Raw genomic sequence first — 21,719 nt, forward strand, 5'->3', positions numbered from 1 at the left:
CTCAGCCTGTAATCGATACCAGCCTTTGCGCAAGAAGGCCGGCTGTTTCTTCCATGAGCTGTTTGCCGATCAGATCGACATGCCTGTTTCTCCAATTTTCAAGCGGGGTTCCTTTCACCCATTGATTAAACGCGCCGAGCGCAGGGCCGCAATGAATTTGGTAATCTATTTTACTTTCGCTTTTTCCTTCCAGAGCGAGCCTTGTCGTATGAGAAAAATACCATTTAAATACCATCGCCATTTTGTGTTTCGGATTCTGTTCGGCTTTGGCGATCTGCTCAGGAGATTTATCACGTTTCAACTGCTCATACACTTCTTCAAAACTGCGCTGGAAATACTTTTCTTCAATTAATGTTTTCGTTTTTTCATCTATTTCATCTAAAGAATTGTATTGTCTGTACAAGTCAAAGAGTTTATTGGCTCTTGCCGGGAAAAACAGGCCTTTTTTCAGCACCTGCACCCTTGCTCCCGCTTCAAACATATCTCCCGCGGGAGCGTATGACGTATCCTGCACGTTCGCTTCCTGAAGCAGATCTTTCACTGAATCACTTGTCCCGGCTTCGACCGTGCATTGATTAATAGAACCGGTTCCGATAAATTCGGCGCCGAGCAGAAACGCGGCAGCAGCCGCTTCCGGAGTGCCGATGCCGCCCGCTGCGCCGATTCTTACTTTTTTCGCATAACCGTGCTTCTCCATCATGCGGTCTCTGAGTCTGATCATGGCAGGCATTAATGTATACGGAATCCCTTGGTCGGTATGCCCTCCTGAATCCGCTTCAACGCAAATGTCATCAGCCATCGGAATTTCTTTTGCAAGCGCCGCTTCCCCGGCTGTCAGCCGATTGTCAGACACAAGTCTTTCCAGCACATGAGCCGGAGCCGGATTCAGAAAGGCCTCAGCGACTTCAGGCCGGGATACTTTCGCGATGATTTTGTTTTGAACTGACACCGACCCGTCATGATTCCTGCTTAATCCCTTTGCCCTGTATATAACAAGAGCGGGGGTTATGCCCATAAATGCCGATGCTTCAATAAGATGAATGCCGTTTTTCAAATATAAATCTATCATTCTGACTTCCTTGTCAGGTGACATCATATGATGAAGAAGATTCATTCCGAATGTTTCCCCTTGCCGCAGTGCAGACCGGATGGTGCCGATGGCCTGTCCGATCCGTTCGATACTCAATCCGCCCGTTCCGAAAAAGCCCAGCATTCCCGCTTTTGCCGCTTTAATGACCATCTGTTCCGAAGCAATTCCCCTGTACATGGAGCCCGTCATGTAAGCATATTGGATGTTATAATCTTTTTTAAAATCTTCGTTCCCTAATCTCATTCCCGCCGTTTTTTGCGGATCAGCTGCCGATGCTTTAACATCAGCAGTATCAGACTCTTCTTTCGGCATAGGTAATGGGACGGCATCTTTTTTAATCTGACTCGTCAGTTTTGTCAGCACTTCCCCGGGCCCGACTTCTGCAATTTCATTATTTTCAAGTCCCATCAGACGGCGTATCGTGTCCGTCCACTTTACCTGATTGGTCATTTGCAAAGTCAGATTTGTTTTGATTTCATCATTCTTATAAGGTGCGGCATGAAGATTTGAGATCACCGGAAAACGAAGAGGCAAAAACGCCGTTTCTTCTAAATAATCCGCGAACTCTTTTTCAGCATCTTTCATATAGCGGGAATGGAAGGCGCCGCTCACATTTAAAGGAAGGTACATTCTCACGCCGGCTTTTTCAAAGACGGGGCCCGCTTTTTCAATGTCTTGTTTCGTTCCGGCGATCACAATTTGCGAAGGTGAATTGTGGTTAGCGATATCAATGCCGGTCAGATGATAATCGGATAGAACCTCTTTTACTTGTTCAGCGGTAAACCCCAAAACCGCCGCCATGCCTCCGGGAGCTGCCTTGCTCATGAGCTCCCCTCTTTTTTTCACAAGCTGCAAACCGGTCTCAAAATCAAAGCAGCCGGCCGCAAATAACGCATTATATTCTCCTAAACTGTGCCCTGCGGCGTAATCAGGCTCTCTGCCGGACTCTTTCATTTTCTTTAAATAACTGAGTGCACTCACCGTATATAACGCCGGCTGGGTAAATTGCGTTTTCCCCAGCTGGTGATTCGGATCCTCCAGACACAATTCTTCTATAGAGTAGCCTAATATGTCATCAGCCTGACGTGTCAGATCTTGAAATTCATCAAACAGTCCGGCTCCCATTCCTTTAAATTGAGAACCCTGCCCCGGGAACACAAACGTAAGCATCTTATCCTCATCCTTTCCGCATCGCCAATTTTGTACATCACATGTGGATCTCCATACAAAAACGTCTCTTATTTCATATATTGACTGGTGTAAACACCGGCATAAAAATAAAAACACAAACGCGTTTGCGATTCAGCACAGGTTTAGAAATCGCAAACGCATTGTGTTTTCCTTTTCTAACATAATTTATATAAAGACATCTTGCTTGTTTACTGAATGTTTCGCATGACAAGCTGCAGTGCCAATATGCCCGAAAACAGCCATGACGGCACACTTCTCCCTTATCATGTATATGTAGATATATACACTACAATCATTTTTATAATCCCTATTTCCTCTTCAACGTGCCGAAACAGCGATTGAAATTTAATAGGTGCTTTACATCAATTTAATAAATTTAACAAATAGTTGCTATTTAAAGAGAATAATATCAATTTATAGATAATAATGTCAAGGCTTTATTTCGTTATTTTCTGACATTTATTCCACAGTTTTATGTTCGGTGGACAGTCGGCATAATTGTTTCGGGATAAATGTCAGATAATTCCCTGAACCCTATTCATGTCAAAGAAAATTCATCGCTTCTCTGTCAATTGGGTCTATACTTATTTTTCATTTTCATATATTATGTAAAAAAAAGACGAATTAGAAAAATTTTTAATCACTTTAAATACTATCCATTAAATACTTTCTTTGTATAATAATTTCTTATTATTCTAAGGAGGACCCAGTCATGAAATGGTACGCACTTTTTGTAGAGTCCGGAAAAGAAGAAACAGTTCAAAAATTTCTGCGTCTGCAGTTTGATGAGCAGGCTCTCTACTCAATCATACCCAAGAAAAAAGTCACAGAACGAAAAGCCGGAATCAAATACGAGGCACTCAAAAAGATGTTTCCGGGATATGTGCTGTTTAAAACGAAGATGACAGAGCGGACATTTCATAAAATCAAAGAACTCCCCATTTCATGCAGAATCGTGAATAACGGCGCATATTATTCCAAAGAGCGTAAAACCTATTTCACGACAATTAAGGATGAAGAAATCCTCCCTATCATTAGGCTGATCGGAGAAGGAGACACTGTAGATTATTCAAAAGTCTATATTGAAAATTCAAAAGTAACCGTTGCCTCAGGGCCTCTTAAAGGAATGGAAGGCATTATTAAAAAGATCGATAAAAGAAAAAGACGCGCCAAAATCTGCCTGTCTTTTATGGGACTGGACAAAATGGTCAACGTCGGAATTGAAGTGCTCTCCAAACCCTAGCATTTCAAAAAAAGCATCAACAGCATGTGCCGTTGATGCCCTTTTTATATACAAACGAAAGCCCGACACCGAAATAACCCCGCTCACCACCGTCACGGTCAAACTTTTTGACATAGTTGACCTGAAGCCGGGCTGCGCCCATGAGGCAAAATCACATTTAGGGGAAGATACATTTTAATCAAGAGCGGTGAATTGACGGTTGAGCTTGATGACGAAAAGCATGTGCTGACTTCGGGCGATGCCGCACAGTTATTTTAATTCCTCGGATGAACCGGTGACATATTTTATGCTGTTCTATTATGCTGAACCGGCTTAAACGCACATCAGGCTTCTTCAGACAGAAGCCTGACGGACCGCAACCCATTCTTGTATGCATTGAATCAGTTTCTGGACAGAAGGTGTCTGCGTCTCCTTTGTATGAGCTGTCAAAATGCCGAGCTGCCTGGAGACATACCGGTCGAACCGTTTGATGAGCACATCACAATCATTCACCAAAAGCTGCGGCAAGATGCTGATCCCCAGATTGTTCCGCACCATTGCAATAATCGCTTCATCCCCTCTGATTTGATAAGCGACCCGCGGCGTAATCTTTTCTTCCTTCAGCACTTTCAGCACATCAAAATGTGTCTCCGGATAAGGCACGATACATTTGACGGACTCCATGACATGTAACGGAACCGTTTCACATTGCGCCAATTCATGCTGCGGGCTCATCACCGCTACAATCGGATCCTCGCCCAACGGGTAAAAATGCCACTTCTCGCTGTGGGATGTGCCGATCGCCGCATCAATCCGGTCATCTTTCAGCCATTCTTCCAGTTCAGTAGAATTTCCTTCAAACAGATGCACCTTAATGGAAGGATACAGCTCATTAAATTCCCTCAAAATTTTCGGCAGCCATTTTACCGCCACGCTCGTAACAGTGCCGAGCCGGACTTCCCCTCTTTCTAACCCATTAATATTATCAACGGTTTCAGACAGTTTTTCATAGTTTTTTTGAATTTCCTTCATAATATGTAACACTTTCAAGCCATTTGCGGTGGGCCTCACTCCATGCCGCTGTCTGATCAAAAGCGGAAAACCGTACTCTTCCTCTAATTTACTGATCATTTGGCTGATGTTCGGCTGTGTGTAATTCAATATGGCAGCGGCTTGGGTCAGGCTGCCGCTTTCAACCGTTTTAATAAAGGCTAAATGCTTCTTTAAATCCAACCGGCTTCATCTCCCAGATATCATTCTTTATTATCCAATGCATTAGTTATATTTAGTTTACTTATACATCAATCAAAAATAAAATGGCAATGTTTCCATCATTATACTTGATCACAAACAGAAGGTGAGCGTTTCAGCATGAGTTTTCTCATTCAATTTTTTATCGGCGGCACCGTTATGGTGGCCGCCGCGTATTTAAGCAAATCGAAATACTTATTCTTATCAGGCGTTATCACATTGCTGCCGATCATGACGTTACTGAATATTCACTTGCAGCTGAAAAATATGAGCCCCGACGATTTCAGAACCAGCTCAAAAAAACGGAATATTCGGTGCCTTCGGCGCAGTGATCTTCATCAGCAGTATTTTCATCCTGACAAACTGGTTCAAAGGAGGCCACGCAGTCATCGGTGCGTTTCTCATCTATATTTGCTATATGATCGGCTGTAAATGCCTGTTATGAAGATACGGCCACGCTGTGTATAAAAAAATGCCCGTCCAGAACAATAAGAACGATGTGTTCAGTTGTGAGCAGTTTATATGACTGAATGATCATGAGTTGTTATAATCAATGTCTAAAAACATTCCGGGAGGCGAAATAAATGGCCAGAAAATTATTCACACCATGGACCGTTAAAGATGTAACGATCAAAAACCGTATTGTTATGGCACCGATGTGCATGTATTCCTCACATGAGAAGGACGGAAAACTGCAGCCTTTTCATATGGCGCACTACATATCGCGTGCAATCGGACAGGTCGGCCTGATTATCGTGGAAGCGACAGCCGTTAATCCTCAAGGGCGCATTTCCGATCAGGATTTGGGCATTTGGAGCGATGATCATATCGAAGGTTTTGCCAAACTGACGGAACAAGTGAAAGCGCAAGGATCTAAAATCGGCATTCAGCTTGCGCACGCCGGACGTAAAGCTGAGCTTGAGGGAGACATTTACGCTCCGTCAGCCATTCCGTTCGATGAGCAGTCCAAAACACCGGCTGAAATGACGACAGAACAAATTAAAGAAACCATTCAGGAATTCAAACAGGCAGCGGCGCGCGCGAAAGAAGCCGGCTTTGACATTATTGAACTTCATGCCGCACACGGCTACTTAATGCACGAATTTTTGTCCCCTCTGTCCAATCACCGTACAGACGAATACGGAGGCTCACATGAAAATCGCTACCGCTTCTTAGGCGAGACCATTGAAGCCGTCAAGGAAGTCTGGGACGGCCCGTTATTTGTCCGTATTTCTGCATCGGATTATACAGACAAAGGGCTGGACATTGCGGATCATATCGGTTTTGCGAAGTGGATGAAAGAACAGGGAGTCGACCTCATTGATTGCAGCTCAGGCGCACTCGTTCAAGCTGATATTAACGTCTTCCCCGGCTACCAAGTGAGCTTCGCGGAGAAAATCCGTGAACAGGCCGAAATCGCAACAGGCGCCGTCGGTTTGATAACGACGGGAACAATGGCCGAAGAAATTCTGCAAAACAACCGCGCTGACCTTATTTTTGTCGCGAGAGAACTTCTGCGCGATCCGCACTTTGCAAGGAGTGCAGCGAAGCAGCTGAATACTGAAATACCGTCACCGGTCCAATACGACAGAGCATGGTGATGAAGTGACAGCCGGAGTTTTTCGATCCGGCTGTCTCTTTTTTTATTTTTCGAGAAACGATTGCCGAAGCTTCTCCGTCTTCCCTATAGAACCAATTAGAGGAGATGACTCCAATGAAAGCAGCATGGATGGAAAGGACATATTTGATTGACGGGTGTCCGTTTTATACGAAACACCGTAAAGGCGCCGGCGAAGTGACGATCGTCTTTGAAGCCGGCTACGGCACTTCTTCTGAAACATGGACATCATTACTCGCTGACATAGATGAAGAATTTGGGGTTTTCACATATGACAGAGCCGGAATCGGCAAAAGCGGACGAAGCCGAAACAAGAGAACGGCGGACCATATGGTACAGGAATTAAACGCTCTTCTTCTGAAGGCCGGCGTCAAGCCTCCTTACCTTGTCGTCTCGCATTCATACGGCACGATTATCAGCAGACTTTGGGCGAGCCGGAACCGCCGGGATATTCTCGGGATGGTGATGCTTGATCCGGTTTCTGAGGATCAGGAGACGAAAGTGCTTCCGCTTCTTCCCGAAGAAATGAAAGCCGCCTATTTGAAACAGTTCATATTAGAAGGATCACACGCGGAATTTTTGACGAGCCTTCGTCAGATCAAGCATCAGCAGATTCATTTCGGCGATATGCCGCTGTTGATTTTATCATCGGGAGAGCGGGATGAGCGCTTAAAGCACGCTCATGAACAATGGGTGAAACTGCACAGAAGCATGCTTGATGTCTCTTATCAAAGCGGATGGATTCAGGCCAAAAACAGTTCTCATGCCATTCACCACGATGAACCGCACATCGTCCACCTTGCCATTTATGATGTTTGGTGCGCGGTGCGCCAGCAAATGAATGCTCCTGCCTATCAGGCGGTAAACTGATAAAACAAAAGCCATTGTGCAACGGCACAATGGCTTTTGTTATCGTGATCTATTTTGTCTCACGATGCAACGTATACTTTTTCAACCGGGGTGAATACTTTTTCATTTCTAACCGGTCCGGATTCGTCCGTTTGTTCTTCGTCGTAATATAATTTCTGTCCCCTGTCTCTGTACAGGCCAATGTAACATTCACACGCATCATTTTCACCCCTTCAAATCGTAATTATTACGTTTTATTATATCTCATCAGAAAAAAATGTCAAGCGTCCATTTTTTAAGACCGCTCCACAGTGACCTCCATGAAGTCAAATGCGATCTTACTGTTTTCAAATACCGCTTTCGCCTCATGTTCGAGACGCTCTATCGGCGATTCACCCTGATACCTTGCGCTGATATGAGTTAAGATCAGCCGTCTGGCGCCTGCTTTTTTTGCCGTTTGCGCAGCCTGTTCTGTCGTCACGTGATAATAATTATGTGCGAGCTTTGCATCTTCCTTTGCAAATGTTGCTTCATGAACAAGCACATCCGCATTGCGCGCCAGCTCCGTTACCCGCTCTGATACCCTCGTATCCCCGGAAAAAGCGACGATTCTTCCTTTTTTCGGGGGTTCCAGAAAATCCCGCCCGTTAATGATTCTGCCATCGTCAAGTGTGACCGTTTCGCCGTTTTTGATTTTCTGATAGACGGGTCCGGGCGGGATATTCATTTCTTTCAATCTGCCGGCCTGCAATGCGCCGGGAATATCCTTTTCCTGAACCCGGTAGCCGAACGCTTCCACGCCGTGAATGACGGATGCTGCGGTAACAATGAATTGCTCATCTTCAAAAACCGTCCCCTCTTCGATTTCATGTACGGTAAGAGGATACGTCAGATGAGTCGCCGTCACGTTCAGGCTTGTTTCGATAAAGGCTTTAATGCCTTTTGGCCCGTAAATCGTCAGCTCTTCTTCACCGCCCTGAAATGAACGGCTCCCCAACAGACCCGGAAGACCGTAAACATGGTCGCCGTGAAGGTGGGTGATGAAAATCTTCTCAATTTTCCTCGGTTTGATTGTTGTATGTAATATCTGATGCTGAGTGGCTTCTCCGCAATCAAACAGCCATACGGAACGCCTTTCTTCAAGAAGCTTCAGCGCGACGGACGTTACGTTTCTCGTCTTTGCCGGCATGCCGGCCCCCGTCCCTAAAAATAATAATTCCACAATGCTTCCTCCTAGATCTTTGTACTACTAAGGATACAGGATCAGGCTGAAAATGTGAATTCACCCGGGCCTTCTCCGGCCTGATTAATTTTTTTCCGCAAACCGCAAAAAACAGGCTGAAATGTTTGCTTTCAACGAATTTTAGATTTAAAATGAAGGAAATATGCGGGGTTTTAAACCATGCTTCAGATAAAGTGAGGTACTCTAAGTGAAAACAAACGACAAACCAAAAGCAGTAATTGTAATATTTGGTGCCACAGGGGATTTGGCAAAACGAAAACTTTACCCATCCATTCACCGTTTATATAAAAATGGTCAAATTGGTGAAGAGTTTGCAGTTGTAGGTGTTGGAAGAAGACCTTGGTCAAACGAGGACCTCCGGGAAACCGTTAAAACGTCTGTTTCTTCTGCCGGGCAAAAAGACATAGACGATTTCACATCTCATTTTTATTACCATCCGTTTGATGTAACGAATCCGGGTTCCTATCAGGAGCTGAATGTCCTGCTTGATCAGCTTGAACATACATATGAAATCCCGAACAACAGAATGTTTTACTTGGCGATGGCTCCTGAGTTTTTCGGCACTATCGCAAAATCACTTAAAAACGAAGGTGTCACAGCGACAAATGGCTGGTCCCGTCTCGTCATTGAAAAACCGTTCGGCCATGACCTGCCGAGTGCGAAAGAGCTTAACAAAGAAATACGCGAAGCTTTCACGGAAGATCAAATTTACCGGATCGACCATTACTTAGGCAAACAAATGGTTCAAAATATCGAAGTCATCCGGTTTGCGAATGCGCTGTTTGAGCCGCTGTGGAATAACCGCTACATCTCAAACATCCAGATTACGTCAAGTGAGGATCTCGGCGTTGAGGATCGTGCAAGATATTATGAGAAATCAGGCGCACTCCGTGATATGGTTCAAAACCATATTTTACAAATGGTCGCTCTCTTGGCGATGGAACCGCCGATTAAACTGAACACGGAAGAAATCCGCAGCGAAAAAGTGAAGGTGCTGAGGGCTCTCCGCCCTGTCGCCCCAAACGAAGTGAGCGACTACTTCGTCCGCGGACAATACCAAGCGGGAACGATTGACGGAAACGCTGTACCGAGCTATACAGATGAGCAAAATGTAGCACCGGATTCTAATACGGAAACATTCGTGTCCGGAAAGCTGTTGATCGATAACTTCCGCTGGGCCGGCGTTCCGTTTTATATCCGCACAGGGAAACGGATGAAAGAAAAATCAACGAAAATCGTCGTTCAATTTAAAGACATTCCGATGAACCTTTATTACGGCAATGAAACGAATGTAAATCCGAACTTGCTTGTCATCCATATTCAGCCGGATGAAGGCATTACACTATATCTGAATGCTAAAAAATTAGGCGGAGCCGCTCATGCTCAGCCGATTAAGCTGGATTACTGCAGCAACTGCAGTGACGAAATGAACACACCGGAAGCCTATGAAAAATTAATCCATGACTGTCTGCTCGGTGATGCGACAAACTTTGCCCATTGGGACGAAGTGGCGCTTTCATGGAATTTCGTCGATGCGATTTCCGAAACGTGGGCAGCCGACAAAACCCTTTCTCCGAATTATGAAGCCGGGTCAATGGGACCGAAAGCTTCGGACGATCTTCTTGAAAAAGACGGTCTCCACTGGTGGAATATATAAGAAAACATCAAAAACCGCGGCGCCGTTCATGACGGCCCGCGGTTTTTAATATCAGAAAAGCCCCCGCAATAACTGCGGGGGCTTCTTCATTACTTCATCCATTCAGTATGGAAAATGCCTTCTTTATCTGTGCGTTCATACGTATGCGCGCCGAAGTAATCACGCTGCGCTTGAATCAAGTTTGCAGGAAGCACTGCCGTACGGTAGCTGTCGTAATACGCAAGTGCGCTTGAGAACGAAGGTACCGGCACGCCTTGGGCTACGGCAAGTGAAATCACTTGGCGAAGGGCGCCTTGGTAGCTTTCTGCAATGTTTTTGAAATAGCTGTCTAACAGCAGGTTGTCAAGCTCCGGTTCACGGTCATATGCGTCTTTGATCTTTTGCAGGAACGCCGCGCGGATGATACAGCCGCCGCGGAAGATCATCGCGATTTCACCGTATTTCAGATCCCAGTTATATTCTTCAGACGCGGCTTTCATTTGGGCGAAGCCTTGTGCGTAAGAACAGATTTTACTCATGAAGAGCGCTTTTCTGACCGCTTCAATCAGCTCTTCTTTATTTTCAGTGACCGGCTTAACGTCTGGTCCGGACAGAAGGCTGCTTGCTTTCACACGCTCTTCTTTCATTGCGGAAATGAAACGCGCAAAAACAGATTCAGTGATAATCGGAAGCGGCACGCCTAAGTCAAGAGCGCTTTGGCTTGTCCATTTACCCGTTCCTTTTTGGCCTGCTTTATCAAGGATCACGTCAACTAGCGGTTTGCCCGTTTCTTCATCTTTTTTAGTGAAAATGTCAGCCGTGATTTCGATCAGATAGCTGTCAAGCTCTCCTTTGTTCCACTCAGCGAATACTTCGTGAAGCTCTTCGGCAGACAATCCGAGCACCTGTTTCAAAATGAAATATGACTCAGAGATCAGCTGCATGTCACCGTATTCGATACCGTTGTGCACCATTTTTACATAGTGCCCCGCTCCGTCCGGGCCGATGTATGTCGTACAAGCTTCTCCGTCCACTTTAGCAGAAATGGCTTCTAGAATCGGTTTCACGAGTTCGTGCGCTTCCTTTTGGCCGCCCGGCATAATAGAAGGCCCTTTCAGCGCTCCCTCTTCACCGCCTGATACACCCGTTCCGATAAAGTGAATGCCGCTTTCGGCAAGCTCTTTGTTCCGGCGCTGTGTATCTTTATAGTATGTATTTCCGCCGTCAATCAAAATATCGTCTTTTTCCAGATGAGGAAGAAGAGATTGAATCGTCGCATCCGTTGCAGTTCCCGCTTTAACCATTAATAAAATTTTACGGGGTGTTTCAAGAGACTGGACAAACTCCTCAATGCTGTATGTACCGACAACATTTTTGCCTTTTGCCTCTTCTAAAAACTCTTCCGTTTTGCTGCTTGATCTGTTGTATACAGACACAGAAAATCCCCGGCTTTCGATGTTAAGAGCCAGATTTTTACCCATTACCGCAAGACCGATAACTCCGATTTGTTGTTTTGACATATTCTAACGTCCCTTCTTCAAACGTTTAACCATTTTAAAATTTAAATTAAAATAAAATGATATTTATACTAAAGAAATTATCATACATAACCCCTTTTTTCAAGTTATTCACCTTTTCTTTTCATCCTGGAAAAAGTCTCTGTTAAAGCTCGTTCCCCTTGTTTTGCTTTCTTCTTTTTTTATAACGGCGCCTTTTCTGATCAGGTTTTGGCCGTACTTTTCATTCAGCTCGTTCATCATCTGAAAAATCGGCTCATCCTTTGCGTCCTCCTTGAATGAAAACAGATCAAGCTGTTTATACGCCTGCTGTTTTTCAACCAGTTCCGTTCCGGTGATGCCGAGAAGCCTTACCGGGTTTTGGTTCCAGTGCTTGTCAAACAGTTCCATCGCCGCTTCCATGATGTCTTTTTTCTGATCAGCCGGATTGCTGAGGGTCATGCTTCTTGTGACTGTTTTCCAATCCGCATACCGAATCATGATGAACAGCCGGCAGGCCATGACCTCCTTACGCTGGAGCCGTTCGCTCACAGACAGCGCGAGCCGGTCAAACACGCCCATTAATTCATCCCAGTCAGCCGAATCATGCGACAGGGTGGATGAGTTGCCGACGCTTTTAAATTCATAAATCCGCTCGGGATTGACTTCTGCAGGATGGATGCCGTTCGCTTTATCCTTCAGCCTCGGGCCGTTTATGCCGAGAAGCGTTTTCAGCGCATGTTCATCTCCTTTTGCCAAATCACCGATCGTTTTGATGCCGAGCGTTTTTATTTTTTCCGCAGTTTTCGTTCCTATACCGTGCATCTCTTCAATCGGAAGAGGCCATAATACGTCCGGCAGCTCTCTTTTTCTTAAAATGGTGATGCCGAGCGGTTTTTTCATGTCAGAAGCCATTTTAGCGAGAAATTTATTCGGGGCGATGCCGATGCTTGACGGAAGCAGAAGCTCTTTTTGCAGTCTCGCCTGAATGTCTTCGGCTGTCTCATACGCCCTGTGGCTGTGCGGTGTGTCCGTAATATCCATGTATCCTTCATCAATAGAAACAGGCTCGACTAAATCCGTATACTCCCTCAGAATGCTGAACATTTCTTTTGACGAACTCCGGTAGCGGTCAAAATTCGGAGGCACGACGATGAGTTCCGGACAGAGGCGTTTTGCCCGCCACACCGGCATGGTGGTCTTTACGCCCCGCGCTCTCGCTTCATAGCTGCAGGTGACGATGATTCCTTTCCGTTCCTTCACGTTTCCGGCAACGGCGATAGGTTTTCCTCTTAAAGACGGATCATACGCCATTTCTACGGAGGCATAAAAACTGTTCATATCGATATGAAATATAATTCTCCCTTTTCCGTCCACTCCCGGCGCCTCCTTTCCTTTCATAGACAACCTTATATATATGTAGTAAAATAAGAGCTGAATGGATGTGATAAAATGATTCTTGAGTCAATGAATGACTTTTTATTTTTAGTCGATTTTTTCACAATTATTCTTCCCGCTCTGACCGCGATCGGCATCGCTTTTCTTTTGCGTGAGCGCCGCGCAGGCGAGCATTGGAGAACGAAACGAATAGATGAACATCAAGCAGTCGTTCAGCTGAACCGAACAGACTTTCTTATTATTATATATCATCGCATTACAACTTGGATACGTAAAGTCATCCGCATGAATTCACCGGCGAATGATGATGAAGATGTCAGCTTCCTCCTTTTATAACGGCAAGTGAAGATAAAAAGGAGGAGACATAATTGTCTAAAACATATCAAAAATGGATCGCATTCGGATTGTTTTTTATCGTACTGTGCACAGGCCGCTCGGCTTTTGCAGCGACATCTCAGACTCAGACGGGAGGCCTCGGGAATATCGGGTTTTTTCACGATTACCTGATCGAGCCGTTTTCGGCACTTTTAAAAGGCGTGGCGGGCCTGTTCCACGGTGAGTACGGATTGTCGATTATTCTGGTGACGATTATCGTCCGGATCGTTGTATTGCCTTTGTTTGTGAACCAATTTAAGAAACAGCGGGTGTTCCAGGAAAAAATGGCTGTGATCAAACCGCAGGTCGACAGCATTCAGGCTAAAATGAAACAAACGAAAGATGCGGAGAAACAAAAAGAACTGCAAATGGAAATGATGAAGCTTTACCGTGAGCACAATCTGAATCCGATGGCAATGGGATGTCTTCCGATGCTGGTGCAATTCCCGATTTTGATCGGTTTTTATTACGCCATCCGCTCAACGCCGGAAATCGCTTCACACTCATTTCTGTGGTTCAGCTTAGGGCATTCTGATATTCTTGTATCACTGTGCGCGGGGGCCATGTATTTCTTACAGGCTTATATTTCCCAAAAATTAAACGAGAAATATTCACCGGCTGCTCAAAATCCGGCCGCGATGCAGTCAGCAAAAATCATGGTCTTTATTTTCCCTGTCATGATGACCATTTTTTCACTTAACGTACCGGCTGCGCTGCCGCTTTACTGGTTTACAAGCGGACTATTTTTGACAGTGCAGAATGTACTTTTACAGCAGACGCATCATAAAAAGAAACAAGCTGCGGCTCAGGCGGAGCCCGCCAAATCATAATACTGAAACCCTGCCGGAACCTATCCGGCAGGGTTTTTTTCTTGTATCTGCAAGGCTTTAAGCCAATTATTATGAAGAATGAAAAAAGCACCCAATCAACTGGGTGCTTCGTTTTTAGTTGGCCGCTGTTTCGATAATGGCAACGACCATTTCCGCCGTTTTGACGAGCTCTTCAATCGGCATTTTTTCATTTTTCGTATGGATTTGTTCATAGCCTACTGACAGGTTGACTGTCGGAATGCCGTGGCCGGCAATGACGTTTGCGTCACTTCCGCCGCCGCTTGTCTGAAGTTCGCTCGGCCGGCCGATTTTTGCCGCCGCTTTTTTCGCGACTTCCACAACCTGATCGCCGTCCTGATATTTGAAACCCGGATACATGACCGCGATGTCCACTTCCGCGCGGCCTCCCATCTCAGCTGCAGCAGATTCGAAAGCTTCTTTCATTTTCTGCACTTGCGCTTCCATTTTTTCGGGCACTAATGAACGCGCTTCAGCCAGAATATCAACCTGGTCGCAGACGATATTGGTTTGCGTGCCGCCTTCGAAACGTCCGATATTAGCCGTTGTTTCTTTATCAATGCGGCCGAGCGGCATTTTTGAGATTGCTTTTGATGCGATGGTAATCGCGGAGATGCCTTTTTCCGGTTCTACCCCCGCATGAGCCGTTTTCCCGAAAATGGTTGCTCTCACTTTCGCTTGTGTCGGCGCGGCTACAATAATGTTACCGACTTTTCCGTCTGAATCAAGCGCAAAACCGTATTTCGCGGTAATGTCTGAACGATCCATTGCTTTTGCCCCGACTAATCCCGATTCTTCTCCGGCCGTGATAATGAATTCAATGGTGCCGTGCTCGATGTTTTGTTCTTTCAGCACTTTAATGGCTTCAAACATTGCGGAAAGACCCGTCTTATCATCAGCGCCGAGAATCGTCGTGCCGTCGGATTTTACATAGCCGTCTTCCACAATCGGCTTAACGCCTTTGCCCGGGACAACCGTGTCCATGTGCGATGTGAAATAAATCGTATCCGCATCTTTTGTGCCCTTTAACGTACAGATTAAGTTGCCGGCTCCATGCCCCGTCACTTCTTTTGTATCATCTTCTTTTACGCTCAACCCTAAATCAGTGAATTTTTGTTTGAGCACCTTGCTGATTTCCGCTTCATGTTTTGTCTCTGAATCAATTTGAACGAGTTCAAGAAATTCTTCAAGCAGACGTTTTTCGTTTACCATTTTCAGTTCCCTCCGTTTAAAGCGGTATATTACCGTGCTTTTTTTTCGGTCTTTCCTCTTCCTTATGCGCAAGCATGTCAAATGCCTGAATCAATTTTTTCCTCGAGTCTTCCGGCCGGATGATATCATCCACCATTCCGCAGGCCGCCGCTTTATACGGACCGGCGTTTTCCTTTTCGTATATGGCTTTTTTTTCGCGCTTCGTTTTCTCTGGGTCGTCAGAAGCCTGTATGTCTCTGCTGTATAAAATCGACGCCGCGCCTTCCGCTCCCATCACGGCGATTTCCGCATTGGGCCAGGCGAATACAAGATCTGCCCCGAGCCCTTTCGAATTCATGGCGACATAGGCGCCTCCGTAAGCTTTTCTGATGATGAGCGTCACTTTCGGCACCGTCGCTTCGGCAAAAGCATACAGCAATTTTGCTCCGTGACGGATGATTCCCGCATGTTCCTGCTGAAGGCCCGGAAGAAATCCAGGAACATCAGCGATCGTCAATAACGGAATATGAAACGCGTCGCAAAAACGGATGAATCTCGACGCTTTGTCAGCGGCATCAATCGTGAGGCTCCCCGCCAAGTGTTTCGGCTGGTTTGCGACAACACCGACTGTACGCCGTCCGAGTTTCAGAAAACCGACAGCAATGTTTTTGGCAAAATACGGCTGAATGTCAAAAAACGTTCCGTCATCCGCCAGCTCTTTTATTACCTGTAACACATCGTAAGGTTTCGAACTGTCCGCGGGAACGAGGGTGTTTAATAACGGTCTGGCGTCTTCCTTTTTAACGGGCAATGCCGTCTGTCCGCCGTGCGGGAGATAAGAAAGCAGGGTTTTCACAGCGGAAAGAGCCTCTTTTTCCGTTCGTGCGGAATAGTGGGCATTTCCGCTTATCACATTATGTATTCCCGCACCGCCTAAACTTTCCGCGTCAATCTGTTCACCCGTCACCTGTTCAATGACTTTCGGGCCTGTAATAAACATGTGCGACGTATGTTCCGCCATAATCACAAAATCCGTCAATGCGGGTGAATAAACAGCACCGCCGGCACACGGCCCAAGGATGACAGAAATTTGCGGAATCACTCCCGAGTAAAGGACGTTGCGCCTAAAGATATGACCGTATCCATTTAATGATACCACACCCTCTTGAATTCTCGCACCACCTGAGTCGTTCAGCCCGATGATCGGGGTTTTATTTTTCGCCGCCAGATCCATTACCGCCGCGATTTTTTCCGCATGTGTCTCGCCGAGCGTCCCGCCGAGTACGGTAAAGTCATGGGCAAACAAATACACGGGCCGTCCGTCAATTGTGCCGTATCCGGTAACAACGCCGTCTCCCGGAGCATTCTGGCATCCGGGCATGCGGCTTTTGGCAAACGGCTGCAGCTCTGAAAAACTGTCTTCGTCCAATAAATAGTCAATTCTTTCTCTTGCCGTCAGCTTGCCTTTTTTGTGCTGTTTTTCATTTTTTTCCGCTCCGCCGCCGTTTGTTAAAAAGGAACGTCTTTCATTTAAGTGTCTGATATGATCACTCATGCTCATCTTGAGTTTCTCCTTTTTCAATTGTTTCACAAAGCTCAATCAGGACCCCGTTCGCCTCTTTTGGAGAGAGAAATGCGATCTTCTTCCCGCCCGCTCCGTTTTGCGGTTCATGATGGATCAAAGTCATGCGGCATGCTTCAAGCTCCTTGATCGTTTCCTTCATATCGGCGCAGCGGAATGCTAAATGATGCAGCCCTTCGCCTCTTTTCTGTAAAAAAGAGCTGACGGGAGACGCGTCCGAAAGCGGCTCAATCAGCTCAAGCTTTGTGCCTCCCGCTTCTAAAAAAGCAACTCTCACATTTTGGCCGCTTACCAGCTCGTCTCCCATATACGTAAGCCCGAGCATCCGTTCGTAAAATCCTCTCGCAGCTTCAATAGAGCTGACGGCAATGCCGACATGATCAAGTTTTTTCATAGCGCGGCCACCTGCTTTCCGCCATAGGATATGGCTTGTTCATACAAGCAAAACACGTTAAAATGATAGACAGTAATCTTAAGGAGTGAAACAATGTCTCAAAAATTTATGAAAAGCGCCGTCATCGTCATTTTGGGCGTATTTATACTTTCAACCCTCCTCTCAGGCATTATGATGTATTTGCGGTAAAAAAGCAGGCGCCTCATTGCAAGGGGGTTTCCTGCTTTTTTATGAGGGCTTTCCGCTCTATTGCAATTTCCTCGAATGAGCGGTTTTCTTTTGTAATCAATACTTTCGTTCCGGGAGGGATAATCCGGAAAATACGGATGACATCCCGGTTTTTCATACGGATGCAGCCGTTTGATACAAACCCCCCGATCAGCTCTTCTCTGTTTGTTCCGTGAATGCCGTATATCCTGCCGTCGGTTCCTTTCGCGTCAAAACCGATCCAGCGGACGCCGAGCGGGTTTTCCGGCGCGCCTCCCTTCACATTTTTCTTCCGGTAATACGGATTGACGGCTTTGACCGTTACCGTAAATTCTCCTTCAGGCGTCAAATCATCCGTTTTTCCCGTCGCCACCTGATAAATGCCTTGTATTCGGTTATCCTTCACAACAGCAAGCGCATTTGTGGCTTTATTGACGATAATATAAGGGTCACCCGGCAAAGGGTTCGCGCCAAGCGGCCAAAGCGGAGACAGCAGCAGGGCGGCTGACAATAAAAAAAATCGCATGGGCTCCCCTCCTTTTTTCATTAGAATGACCAATGAAAGGAGGACTCATGCGATTGATCCATATGTTTTTTACAGCTTGATGCCTTTGAAATAACTTTTAATCACGAGATATTGTTCCATCTCACCGAGGAGGTGGAACAAAGCCGCCCGCGCTTCAAACTCCTCGCGCGTTGCCGGGAGCGGCATTTCTTCAAATTCCGTTCTCATTTCTGCAAGTCTTTTTAAAAATTTATGAGCGGTATTGCCGGGATGAATGGCTTCCCTTAATTCATGGATGAAATGGGCGATTATTTTGCCCTGCTCCACCGTTATTGAAATAGAGGTAATCTTCGGCAGCAGCCGTTCAATGATTTCAAATTGTTTCTGTCTCATCTTAAAATAATGATAGTAAAGATTTTCATGGCGCAAAATATGATTCTGCACGTCCCGATAGGCGAGGTTTTTCGCCTCTTGAATCATCTGATGCGTCTCCGGTATTTCCTTCCCCGACCAATCTTGCTCACCAGTTAACAAATACCGTTCGATTTCGGCGAAGATGACGGAAAAGTTGTCCTCGATTTTTTTCCGGTACGCCGCGAGTTTTCTGTCGAGGCTCGGCATATACAGATTCATTAACAGCGCGACGCCGATACCTACGGTGATCAGCTGGAACTCATTCCAGATAAACGCCATCGTAATGCCGCCGGACATATATAAATGAAGAATGATTACTGAGCTGGTGACGATCCCTTCGTTTATTTTTAAAACGACTGTAGTCGGAATGAACAGCACCAGCAATATTCCGATCGCAAACGGATAATAGCCGATCAGCCCGAAAAAGACATATGAGAAGACGATCGCCAATAAACAGGCGGCAAATCGGGCCCACGAGGCCTGAAGCGACCGCTTTTGCGTAATCTGGATGCACAATATGGTGATGATTCCTGCGGATGCGAAGTTTTGCAGATGCAACAGCTGGGCTAAATAAATGGCCAGCGCCGTTCCAAGTGCGGTCTTTAGTGTGCGGTAACCGATTTTAAACATTGCTTGCTCCATTCTGTTTGTTTCTTTCTCAAAAAAAAGAAGAAGAGCATTCTTCTTCTTTTCTTCCAGTTATATTTTATAATATTTTTTCTAAAAAGTCCTGTGCTCTTTTTGACTTCGGAGAAAGAAAAAATTCTTCCGGCTGCCCGTCTTCCACGATCGTCCCTTCATCCATGAATAATACGCGGTCTGCCACTTCTTTGGCAAATCCCATTTCGTGCGTTACGATCACCATCGTCATGCCCGTCTGCGCGAGCTCTTTCATCACCTCAAGAACTTCTTTGACCATTTCCGGGTCAAGAGCCGAGGTCGGTTCATCAAACAGCATGATGTCAGGATTCATGGCAAGCGCCCGCGCGATGGCGACCCGCTGCTTCTGTCCGCCTGACAAACGGTTCGGATAGTCGTTCCGTTTGTCAAGCAGTCCGACTTTTTCAAGGAGGGCGCACGCCTTTTCCTCCGCCTCGTTTTTAGACTCTTTCTTCACGCTGACCGGCGCGTATGTGATATTTTCAAGCACCGTTTTATGAGGAAACAAATGAAAATGCTGAAATACCATGCCGATATTTTCCCGCACTTTCAGTTTATTCGTTTTAGCTGCGGTAATTTCATTTTCTTTAATGGCAATCGTTCCGCCGCTTGGGTTTTCCAGCAGATTTAAGCAGCGCAGAAACGTTGATTTGCCGGAACCGGAAGGACCGATGACAGCGACGACTTCCCCTTCTTCGATCTGTGTTGAAATGTTTTTCAGTACTTCATGTTTCCCGAATGATTTTGACAGGTTGTCGACCTTAATCATTGGCTTTCAGCTTCCTTTCTACGCCTTTTCCGATGAATGCTAAGATCAAAACGAGCACGTAATAGATTAAGCCCGCCACAATAAGAGGTTCTAAATAGTTGTATGTTGCGGCACCGGACTGGTAGGCCCGTCTCATAATGTCGCCAAGACCGATAACTGTGACGATCGCCGATTCTTTCGTTAAGGTGATTAATTCGTTAATAATAGCCGGAGAAATGTTTTTAAACGCCTGCGGCAGCAGCAGATCTTTCATCATTTTTCCGTACGGCACGCCGAGAGCGACGGCAGCCTCTTTTTGTCCTTTGTCAATTGCGTTGATTCCCGCTCTGATAATTTCAGAGACGTAAGCGGCTGAATTGAGCGATAATGCGGTGACCGCCGCCCAAAATTGATCGATCTGAAAGCCCAGAAGCTGCGGCATACCGAAATAAATGATCATCAGCTGCAGCACAAGCGGCGTGCCGCGGAATATCGAAGTATAAAAATCCGCAATCCATTTCAGCGGACTGATCGTGCTGATTTTAAATAAGCTGAGCACGATGCCTAATACAAGACCGATGACCGCTGAAACGAGCACAATTTTTAATGTGACCGCAAGGCCTTCCAATATAAAAGGAATTTGGGGGATTGTCGCTGAGAAATCCAAATTCATACGTGTGATCTCCTTTGTCTTTATTCAAGATAAAAAGCTCAACGAAAAGTTGAGCTTTCTTTTATTTCTCGTTGGTGAACCATTTTTTCTTCAGTTTTTCGATTTCTCCGTTTTTCTCCATTTCTTTCAGCGCTTTGTTGAACTTCGCTGTCAGATCACTGTCTTTGCGGAACGCAATCGCGGAACCCGATTCGTCTGATTTCGCATCTGCTGACGCAAAGCCCTGCAGATCTTGATTTGAACTGAAATAGCCTTGTGCTACGATGTCTTCGATAATCGCGGCATCAAAACGCCCGGATTTGATCTCTTCGGTTAAGTCTGAAATCCGGTTGCGGTCTTCGAGCTGAAAACCGTATTTCGAAGCGAGCTTCTTGCCTTTTTCCTCTTGAATGGAGCCGAGCTGAACACCGACAGTTTTGCCTTTCAGATCATTCAGGGATTTCATGCTGCTTCCCTTTTTCGTAACGATCATATTGTTAGCAGTATAATAAATATCAGAAAAATCAACTTGCTTTTTCCGTTCCGGTGTAGGTGTCATTCCAGATAAAATCATATCTACCTGCTTGGACTTCAAGGCTGTAATCAGGCTGTTGAAGTCCATGTCCTGCACCTCAACGTCATAGCCGGTCTTTTTGCCCAGAGCTTTTGCCAGATCAACGTCAAACCCGGTGATCTGATCGCCGTCTTTATATTCAAATGGTTTATAGTCAGCCGATGTACCCATAATCAGCTTGTTCTTTCCGCCCTCTGAGCCTGAATTGCCTGATCCGCAAGCGGACAGCGCAAAGGTGATACATGCGGCAGCTAATACCAACAGCCATTTCTTCATGATTCATTTCCCCCATATCTACTGATCTCTTAAATTTGAATATTTATTCGTTAACTTGTATTTTAAACACTTTTTAATTGTGATGCAATACTATTTTTGAAAAATATATTTTCCTTTCTGTGTTTATTATAGTCATTGTTTTTCAGGTTAGTGACAGCTGAACGCCGATGTATAAATATTTATATTTATACAGATTCCATATAAAAAACCCCGCAAGCGCTTGGGACTGACCCCCGTTTTTGAGACAGGGATCAAAACACCTTTAAGCAGCCAGCTGTCGGTATGTGACCGGCGGCTGG

Annotated in this window: 21 protein-coding genes and 1 pseudogene; 8 read left to right on the forward strand and 14 right to left on the reverse strand. The window is 45.7% G+C overall.

The window, feature by feature from the left end; translation table 11 throughout:
* Position 1: 1 nt before the first annotated feature.
* Positions 2-2,260, reverse strand: coding sequence for an ACP S-malonyltransferase (fabD, locus tag AC3WTF_RS18840; protein WP_216448348.1), 2,259 nt, complete (start codon positions 2,258-2,260; stop codon positions 2-4).
* 733 nt (positions 2,261-2,993) lie between these two features.
* On the opposite strand from fabD, the gene loaP reads away from it, so the two are divergent.
* On the forward strand, positions 2,994-3,524 hold the full coding sequence (gene loaP / locus AC3WTF_RS18845; protein WP_007408401.1) for an antiterminator LoaP: 531 nt from the start codon (positions 2,994-2,996) through the stop codon (positions 3,522-3,524).
* A 333-nt stretch (positions 3,525-3,857) separates the two neighbouring features.
* Here loaP and AC3WTF_RS18850 read toward each other — a convergent pair whose 3' ends face one another.
* Positions 3,858-4,736 (reverse strand): LysR family transcriptional regulator, encoded by an 879-nt coding sequence (locus AC3WTF_RS18850; protein ID WP_047935935.1) that lies wholly within the window; start codon positions 4,734-4,736, stop codon positions 3,858-3,860.
* Positions 4,737-4,874: 138 nt separating this feature from the next.
* Here AC3WTF_RS18850 and AC3WTF_RS18855 point away from each other — a divergent pair.
* The 3 genes and pseudogenes from AC3WTF_RS18855 (at position 4,875) to AC3WTF_RS18865 (ending at position 7,242) form a co-directional block, all read left to right on the forward strand.
* Positions 4,875-5,199, forward strand: a pseudogene (locus AC3WTF_RS18855) (GlpM family protein).
* 139 nt (positions 5,200-5,338) lie between these two features.
* Positions 5,339-6,355 (forward strand): NADPH dehydrogenase NamA, encoded by a 1,017-nt coding sequence (namA, locus tag AC3WTF_RS18860; RefSeq protein WP_003153250.1) that lies wholly within the window; start codon positions 5,339-5,341, stop codon positions 6,353-6,355.
* 113 nt (positions 6,356-6,468) lie between these two features.
* A complete protein-coding gene (locus AC3WTF_RS18865; protein WP_047935936.1) occupies positions 6,469-7,242 on the forward strand; it encodes an alpha/beta fold hydrolase in 774 nt (257 codons plus the stop codon).
* Positions 7,243-7,291: 49 nt separating this feature from the next.
* Here AC3WTF_RS18865 and rpmG read toward each other — a convergent pair whose 3' ends face one another.
* Positions 7,292-7,441 carry a 50S ribosomal protein L33 gene (gene rpmG / locus AC3WTF_RS18870; RefSeq protein WP_003153246.1) on the reverse strand — a complete coding sequence of 50 codons (150 nt, stop codon included), beginning with the start codon at positions 7,439-7,441 and terminating at the stop codon, positions 7,292-7,294.
* Positions 7,442-7,516: 75 nt separating this feature from the next.
* Positions 7,517-8,443: a ribonuclease Z gene (gene rnz, locus AC3WTF_RS18875; protein ID WP_047935937.1), complete on the reverse strand. Its 927-nt coding sequence runs from the start codon at positions 8,441-8,443 to the stop codon at positions 7,517-7,519.
* 208 nt (positions 8,444-8,651) lie between these two features.
* Here rnz and zwf point away from each other — a divergent pair, with 208 nt between their 5' ends.
* Positions 8,652-10,121: a glucose-6-phosphate dehydrogenase gene (gene zwf, locus AC3WTF_RS18880; protein ID WP_045208191.1), complete on the forward strand. Its 1,470-nt coding sequence runs from the start codon at positions 8,652-8,654 to the stop codon at positions 10,119-10,121.
* An 89-nt stretch (positions 10,122-10,210) separates the two neighbouring features.
* On the opposite strand, the gene gnd is transcribed toward zwf, so the two are convergent.
* Together gnd and AC3WTF_RS18890 are read right to left on the reverse strand one after the other, a co-directional pair.
* Positions 10,211-11,620: an NADP-dependent phosphogluconate dehydrogenase gene (gnd, locus tag AC3WTF_RS18885; protein ID WP_007408395.1), complete on the reverse strand. Its 1,410-nt coding sequence runs from the start codon at positions 11,618-11,620 to the stop codon at positions 10,211-10,213.
* 108 nt (positions 11,621-11,728) lie between these two features.
* Entirely contained in the window at positions 11,729-12,973 is a 1,245-nt protein-coding gene (locus tag AC3WTF_RS18890) for a DNA polymerase IV (RefSeq protein WP_492314335.1), read from the reverse strand.
* 75 nt (positions 12,974-13,048) lie between these two features.
* Here AC3WTF_RS18890 and AC3WTF_RS18895 point away from each other — a divergent pair, with 75 nt between their 5' ends.
* Together AC3WTF_RS18895 and AC3WTF_RS18900 are read left to right on the forward strand one after the other, a co-directional pair.
* Positions 13,049-13,330 (forward strand): hypothetical protein, encoded by a 282-nt coding sequence (locus AC3WTF_RS18895; RefSeq protein ID WP_003153239.1) that lies wholly within the window; start codon positions 13,049-13,051, stop codon positions 13,328-13,330.
* Between the two features lie 32 nt (positions 13,331-13,362).
* Positions 13,363-14,199 (forward strand): membrane protein insertase YidC, encoded by an 837-nt coding sequence (locus AC3WTF_RS18900; protein ID WP_020956057.1) that lies wholly within the window; start codon positions 13,363-13,365, stop codon positions 14,197-14,199.
* Positions 14,200-14,313: 114 nt separating this feature from the next.
* Here the strand turns inward: AC3WTF_RS18900 and AC3WTF_RS18905 are convergent, their stop codons facing one another.
* The 3 genes from AC3WTF_RS18905 to mce are packed head-to-tail and all read right to left on the reverse strand — an operon-like array spanning position 14,314 to position 17,384.
* Positions 14,314-15,429, reverse strand: coding sequence for a tripeptidase T (locus AC3WTF_RS18905; protein WP_492314336.1), 1,116 nt, complete (start codon positions 15,427-15,429; stop codon positions 14,314-14,316).
* Positions 15,430-15,445: 16 nt separating this feature from the next.
* Positions 15,446-16,969, reverse strand: a complete 1,524-nt coding sequence (locus AC3WTF_RS18910) for an acyl-CoA carboxylase subunit beta (protein WP_020956058.1) — start codon at positions 16,967-16,969, stop codon at positions 15,446-15,448.
* Positions 16,956-17,384, reverse strand: a complete 429-nt coding sequence (gene mce / locus AC3WTF_RS18915; protein WP_015240172.1) for a methylmalonyl-CoA epimerase — start codon at positions 17,382-17,384, stop codon at positions 16,956-16,958. Before mce ends, AC3WTF_RS18910 begins: the two co-directional genes overlap by 14 nt.
* Positions 17,385-17,477: 93 nt before the next feature.
* Between mce and prli42 the strand changes: the two genes are divergently transcribed.
* Positions 17,478-17,573, forward strand: a complete 96-nt coding sequence (prli42, locus tag AC3WTF_RS18920; RefSeq protein WP_007408390.1) for a stressosome-associated protein Prli42 — start codon at positions 17,478-17,480, stop codon at positions 17,571-17,573.
* Between the two features lie 13 nt (positions 17,574-17,586).
* Here prli42 and AC3WTF_RS18925 read toward each other — a convergent pair whose 3' ends face one another.
* The 5 genes from AC3WTF_RS18925 to artP all read right to left on the reverse strand — a co-directional run bounded on the left by AC3WTF_RS18925 (position 17,587) and on the right by artP (position 21,420).
* A complete protein-coding gene (locus AC3WTF_RS18925) occupies positions 17,587-18,117 on the reverse strand; it encodes a L,D-transpeptidase (protein WP_020956060.1) in 531 nt (176 codons plus the stop codon).
* A 69-nt stretch (positions 18,118-18,186) separates the two neighbouring features.
* Positions 18,187-19,140 (reverse strand): aromatic acid exporter family protein, encoded by a 954-nt coding sequence (locus AC3WTF_RS18930; protein WP_007408388.1) that lies wholly within the window; start codon positions 19,138-19,140, stop codon positions 18,187-18,189.
* Positions 19,141-19,216: 76 nt separating this feature from the next.
* Positions 19,217-19,939 (reverse strand): arginine ABC transporter ATP-binding protein ArtM, encoded by a 723-nt coding sequence (gene artM, locus AC3WTF_RS18935; protein ID WP_007408387.1) that lies wholly within the window; start codon positions 19,937-19,939, stop codon positions 19,217-19,219.
* The gene (artQ, locus tag AC3WTF_RS18940; protein WP_003153227.1) at positions 19,932-20,591 is read right to left on the reverse strand and encodes an arginine ABC transporter permease ArtQ; all 660 of its coding nucleotides are present in this window, start codon (positions 20,589-20,591) and stop codon (positions 19,932-19,934) included. Before artQ ends, artM begins: the two co-directional genes overlap by 8 nt.
* A gap of 61 nt (positions 20,592-20,652) precedes the next feature.
* Positions 20,653-21,420 carry an arginine ABC transporter substrate-binding protein ArtP gene (gene artP / locus AC3WTF_RS18945; protein WP_007408386.1) on the reverse strand — a complete coding sequence of 256 codons (768 nt, stop codon included), beginning with the start codon at positions 21,418-21,420 and terminating at the stop codon, positions 20,653-20,655.
* Between the last annotated feature and the right edge of the window lie 299 nt (positions 21,421-21,719).

It is taken from the genome of Bacillus sp. EB106-06-01-XG163, assembly GCF_058791615.1.

What these genes read in the sequence shown, in the direction of transcription:
- mce (WP_015240172.1), bottom strand. Translation starts at nt 17,384, where the DNA reads ATGAAAAAACTTGATCATGTCGGCATTGCCGTCAGCTCTATTGAAGCT.
- namA (WP_003153250.1), top strand. Translation starts at nt 5,339, where the DNA reads ATGGCCAGAAAATTATTCACACCATGGACCGTTAAAGATGTAACGATC.
- AC3WTF_RS18905 (WP_492314336.1), bottom strand. Translation starts at nt 15,429, where the DNA reads ATGGTAAACGAAAAACGTCTGCTTGAAGAATTTCTTGAACTCGTTCAA.
- rpmG (WP_003153246.1), bottom strand. Translation starts at nt 7,441, where the DNA reads ATGCGTGTGAATGTTACATTGGCCTGTACAGAGACAGGGGACAGAAAT.
- artP (WP_007408386.1), bottom strand. Translation starts at nt 21,420, where the DNA reads ATGAAGAAATGGCTGTTGGTATTAGCTGCCGCATGTATCACCTTTGCG.
- AC3WTF_RS18930 (WP_007408388.1), bottom strand. Translation starts at nt 19,140, where the DNA reads ATGTTTAAAATCGGTTACCGCACACTAAAGACCGCACTTGGAACGGCG.
- loaP (WP_007408401.1), top strand. Translation starts at nt 2,994, where the DNA reads ATGAAATGGTACGCACTTTTTGTAGAGTCCGGAAAAGAAGAAACAGTT.
- prli42 (WP_007408390.1), top strand. Translation starts at nt 17,478, where the DNA reads ATGTCTCAAAAATTTATGAAAAGCGCCGTCATCGTCATTTTGGGCGTA.
- gnd (WP_007408395.1), bottom strand. Translation starts at nt 11,620, where the DNA reads ATGTCAAAACAACAAATCGGAGTTATCGGTCTTGCGGTAATGGGTAAA.
- artQ (WP_003153227.1), bottom strand. Translation starts at nt 20,591, where the DNA reads ATGAATTTGGATTTCTCAGCGACAATCCCCCAAATTCCTTTTATATTG.
- AC3WTF_RS18910 (WP_020956058.1), bottom strand. Translation starts at nt 16,969, where the DNA reads ATGAGCATGAGTGATCATATCAGACACTTAAATGAAAGACGTTCCTTT.
- AC3WTF_RS18895 (WP_003153239.1), top strand. Translation starts at nt 13,049, where the DNA reads ATGATTCTTGAGTCAATGAATGACTTTTTATTTTTAGTCGATTTTTTC.
- AC3WTF_RS18925 (WP_020956060.1), bottom strand. Translation starts at nt 18,117, where the DNA reads ATGCGATTTTTTTTATTGTCAGCCGCCCTGCTGCTGTCTCCGCTTTGG.
- AC3WTF_RS18865 (WP_047935936.1), top strand. Translation starts at nt 6,469, where the DNA reads ATGAAAGCAGCATGGATGGAAAGGACATATTTGATTGACGGGTGTCCG.
- artM (WP_007408387.1), bottom strand. Translation starts at nt 19,939, where the DNA reads ATGATTAAGGTCGACAACCTGTCAAAATCATTCGGGAAACATGAAGTA.
- fabD (WP_216448348.1), bottom strand. Translation starts at nt 2,260, where the DNA reads ATGCTTACGTTTGTGTTCCCGGGGCAGGGTTCTCAATTTAAAGGAATG.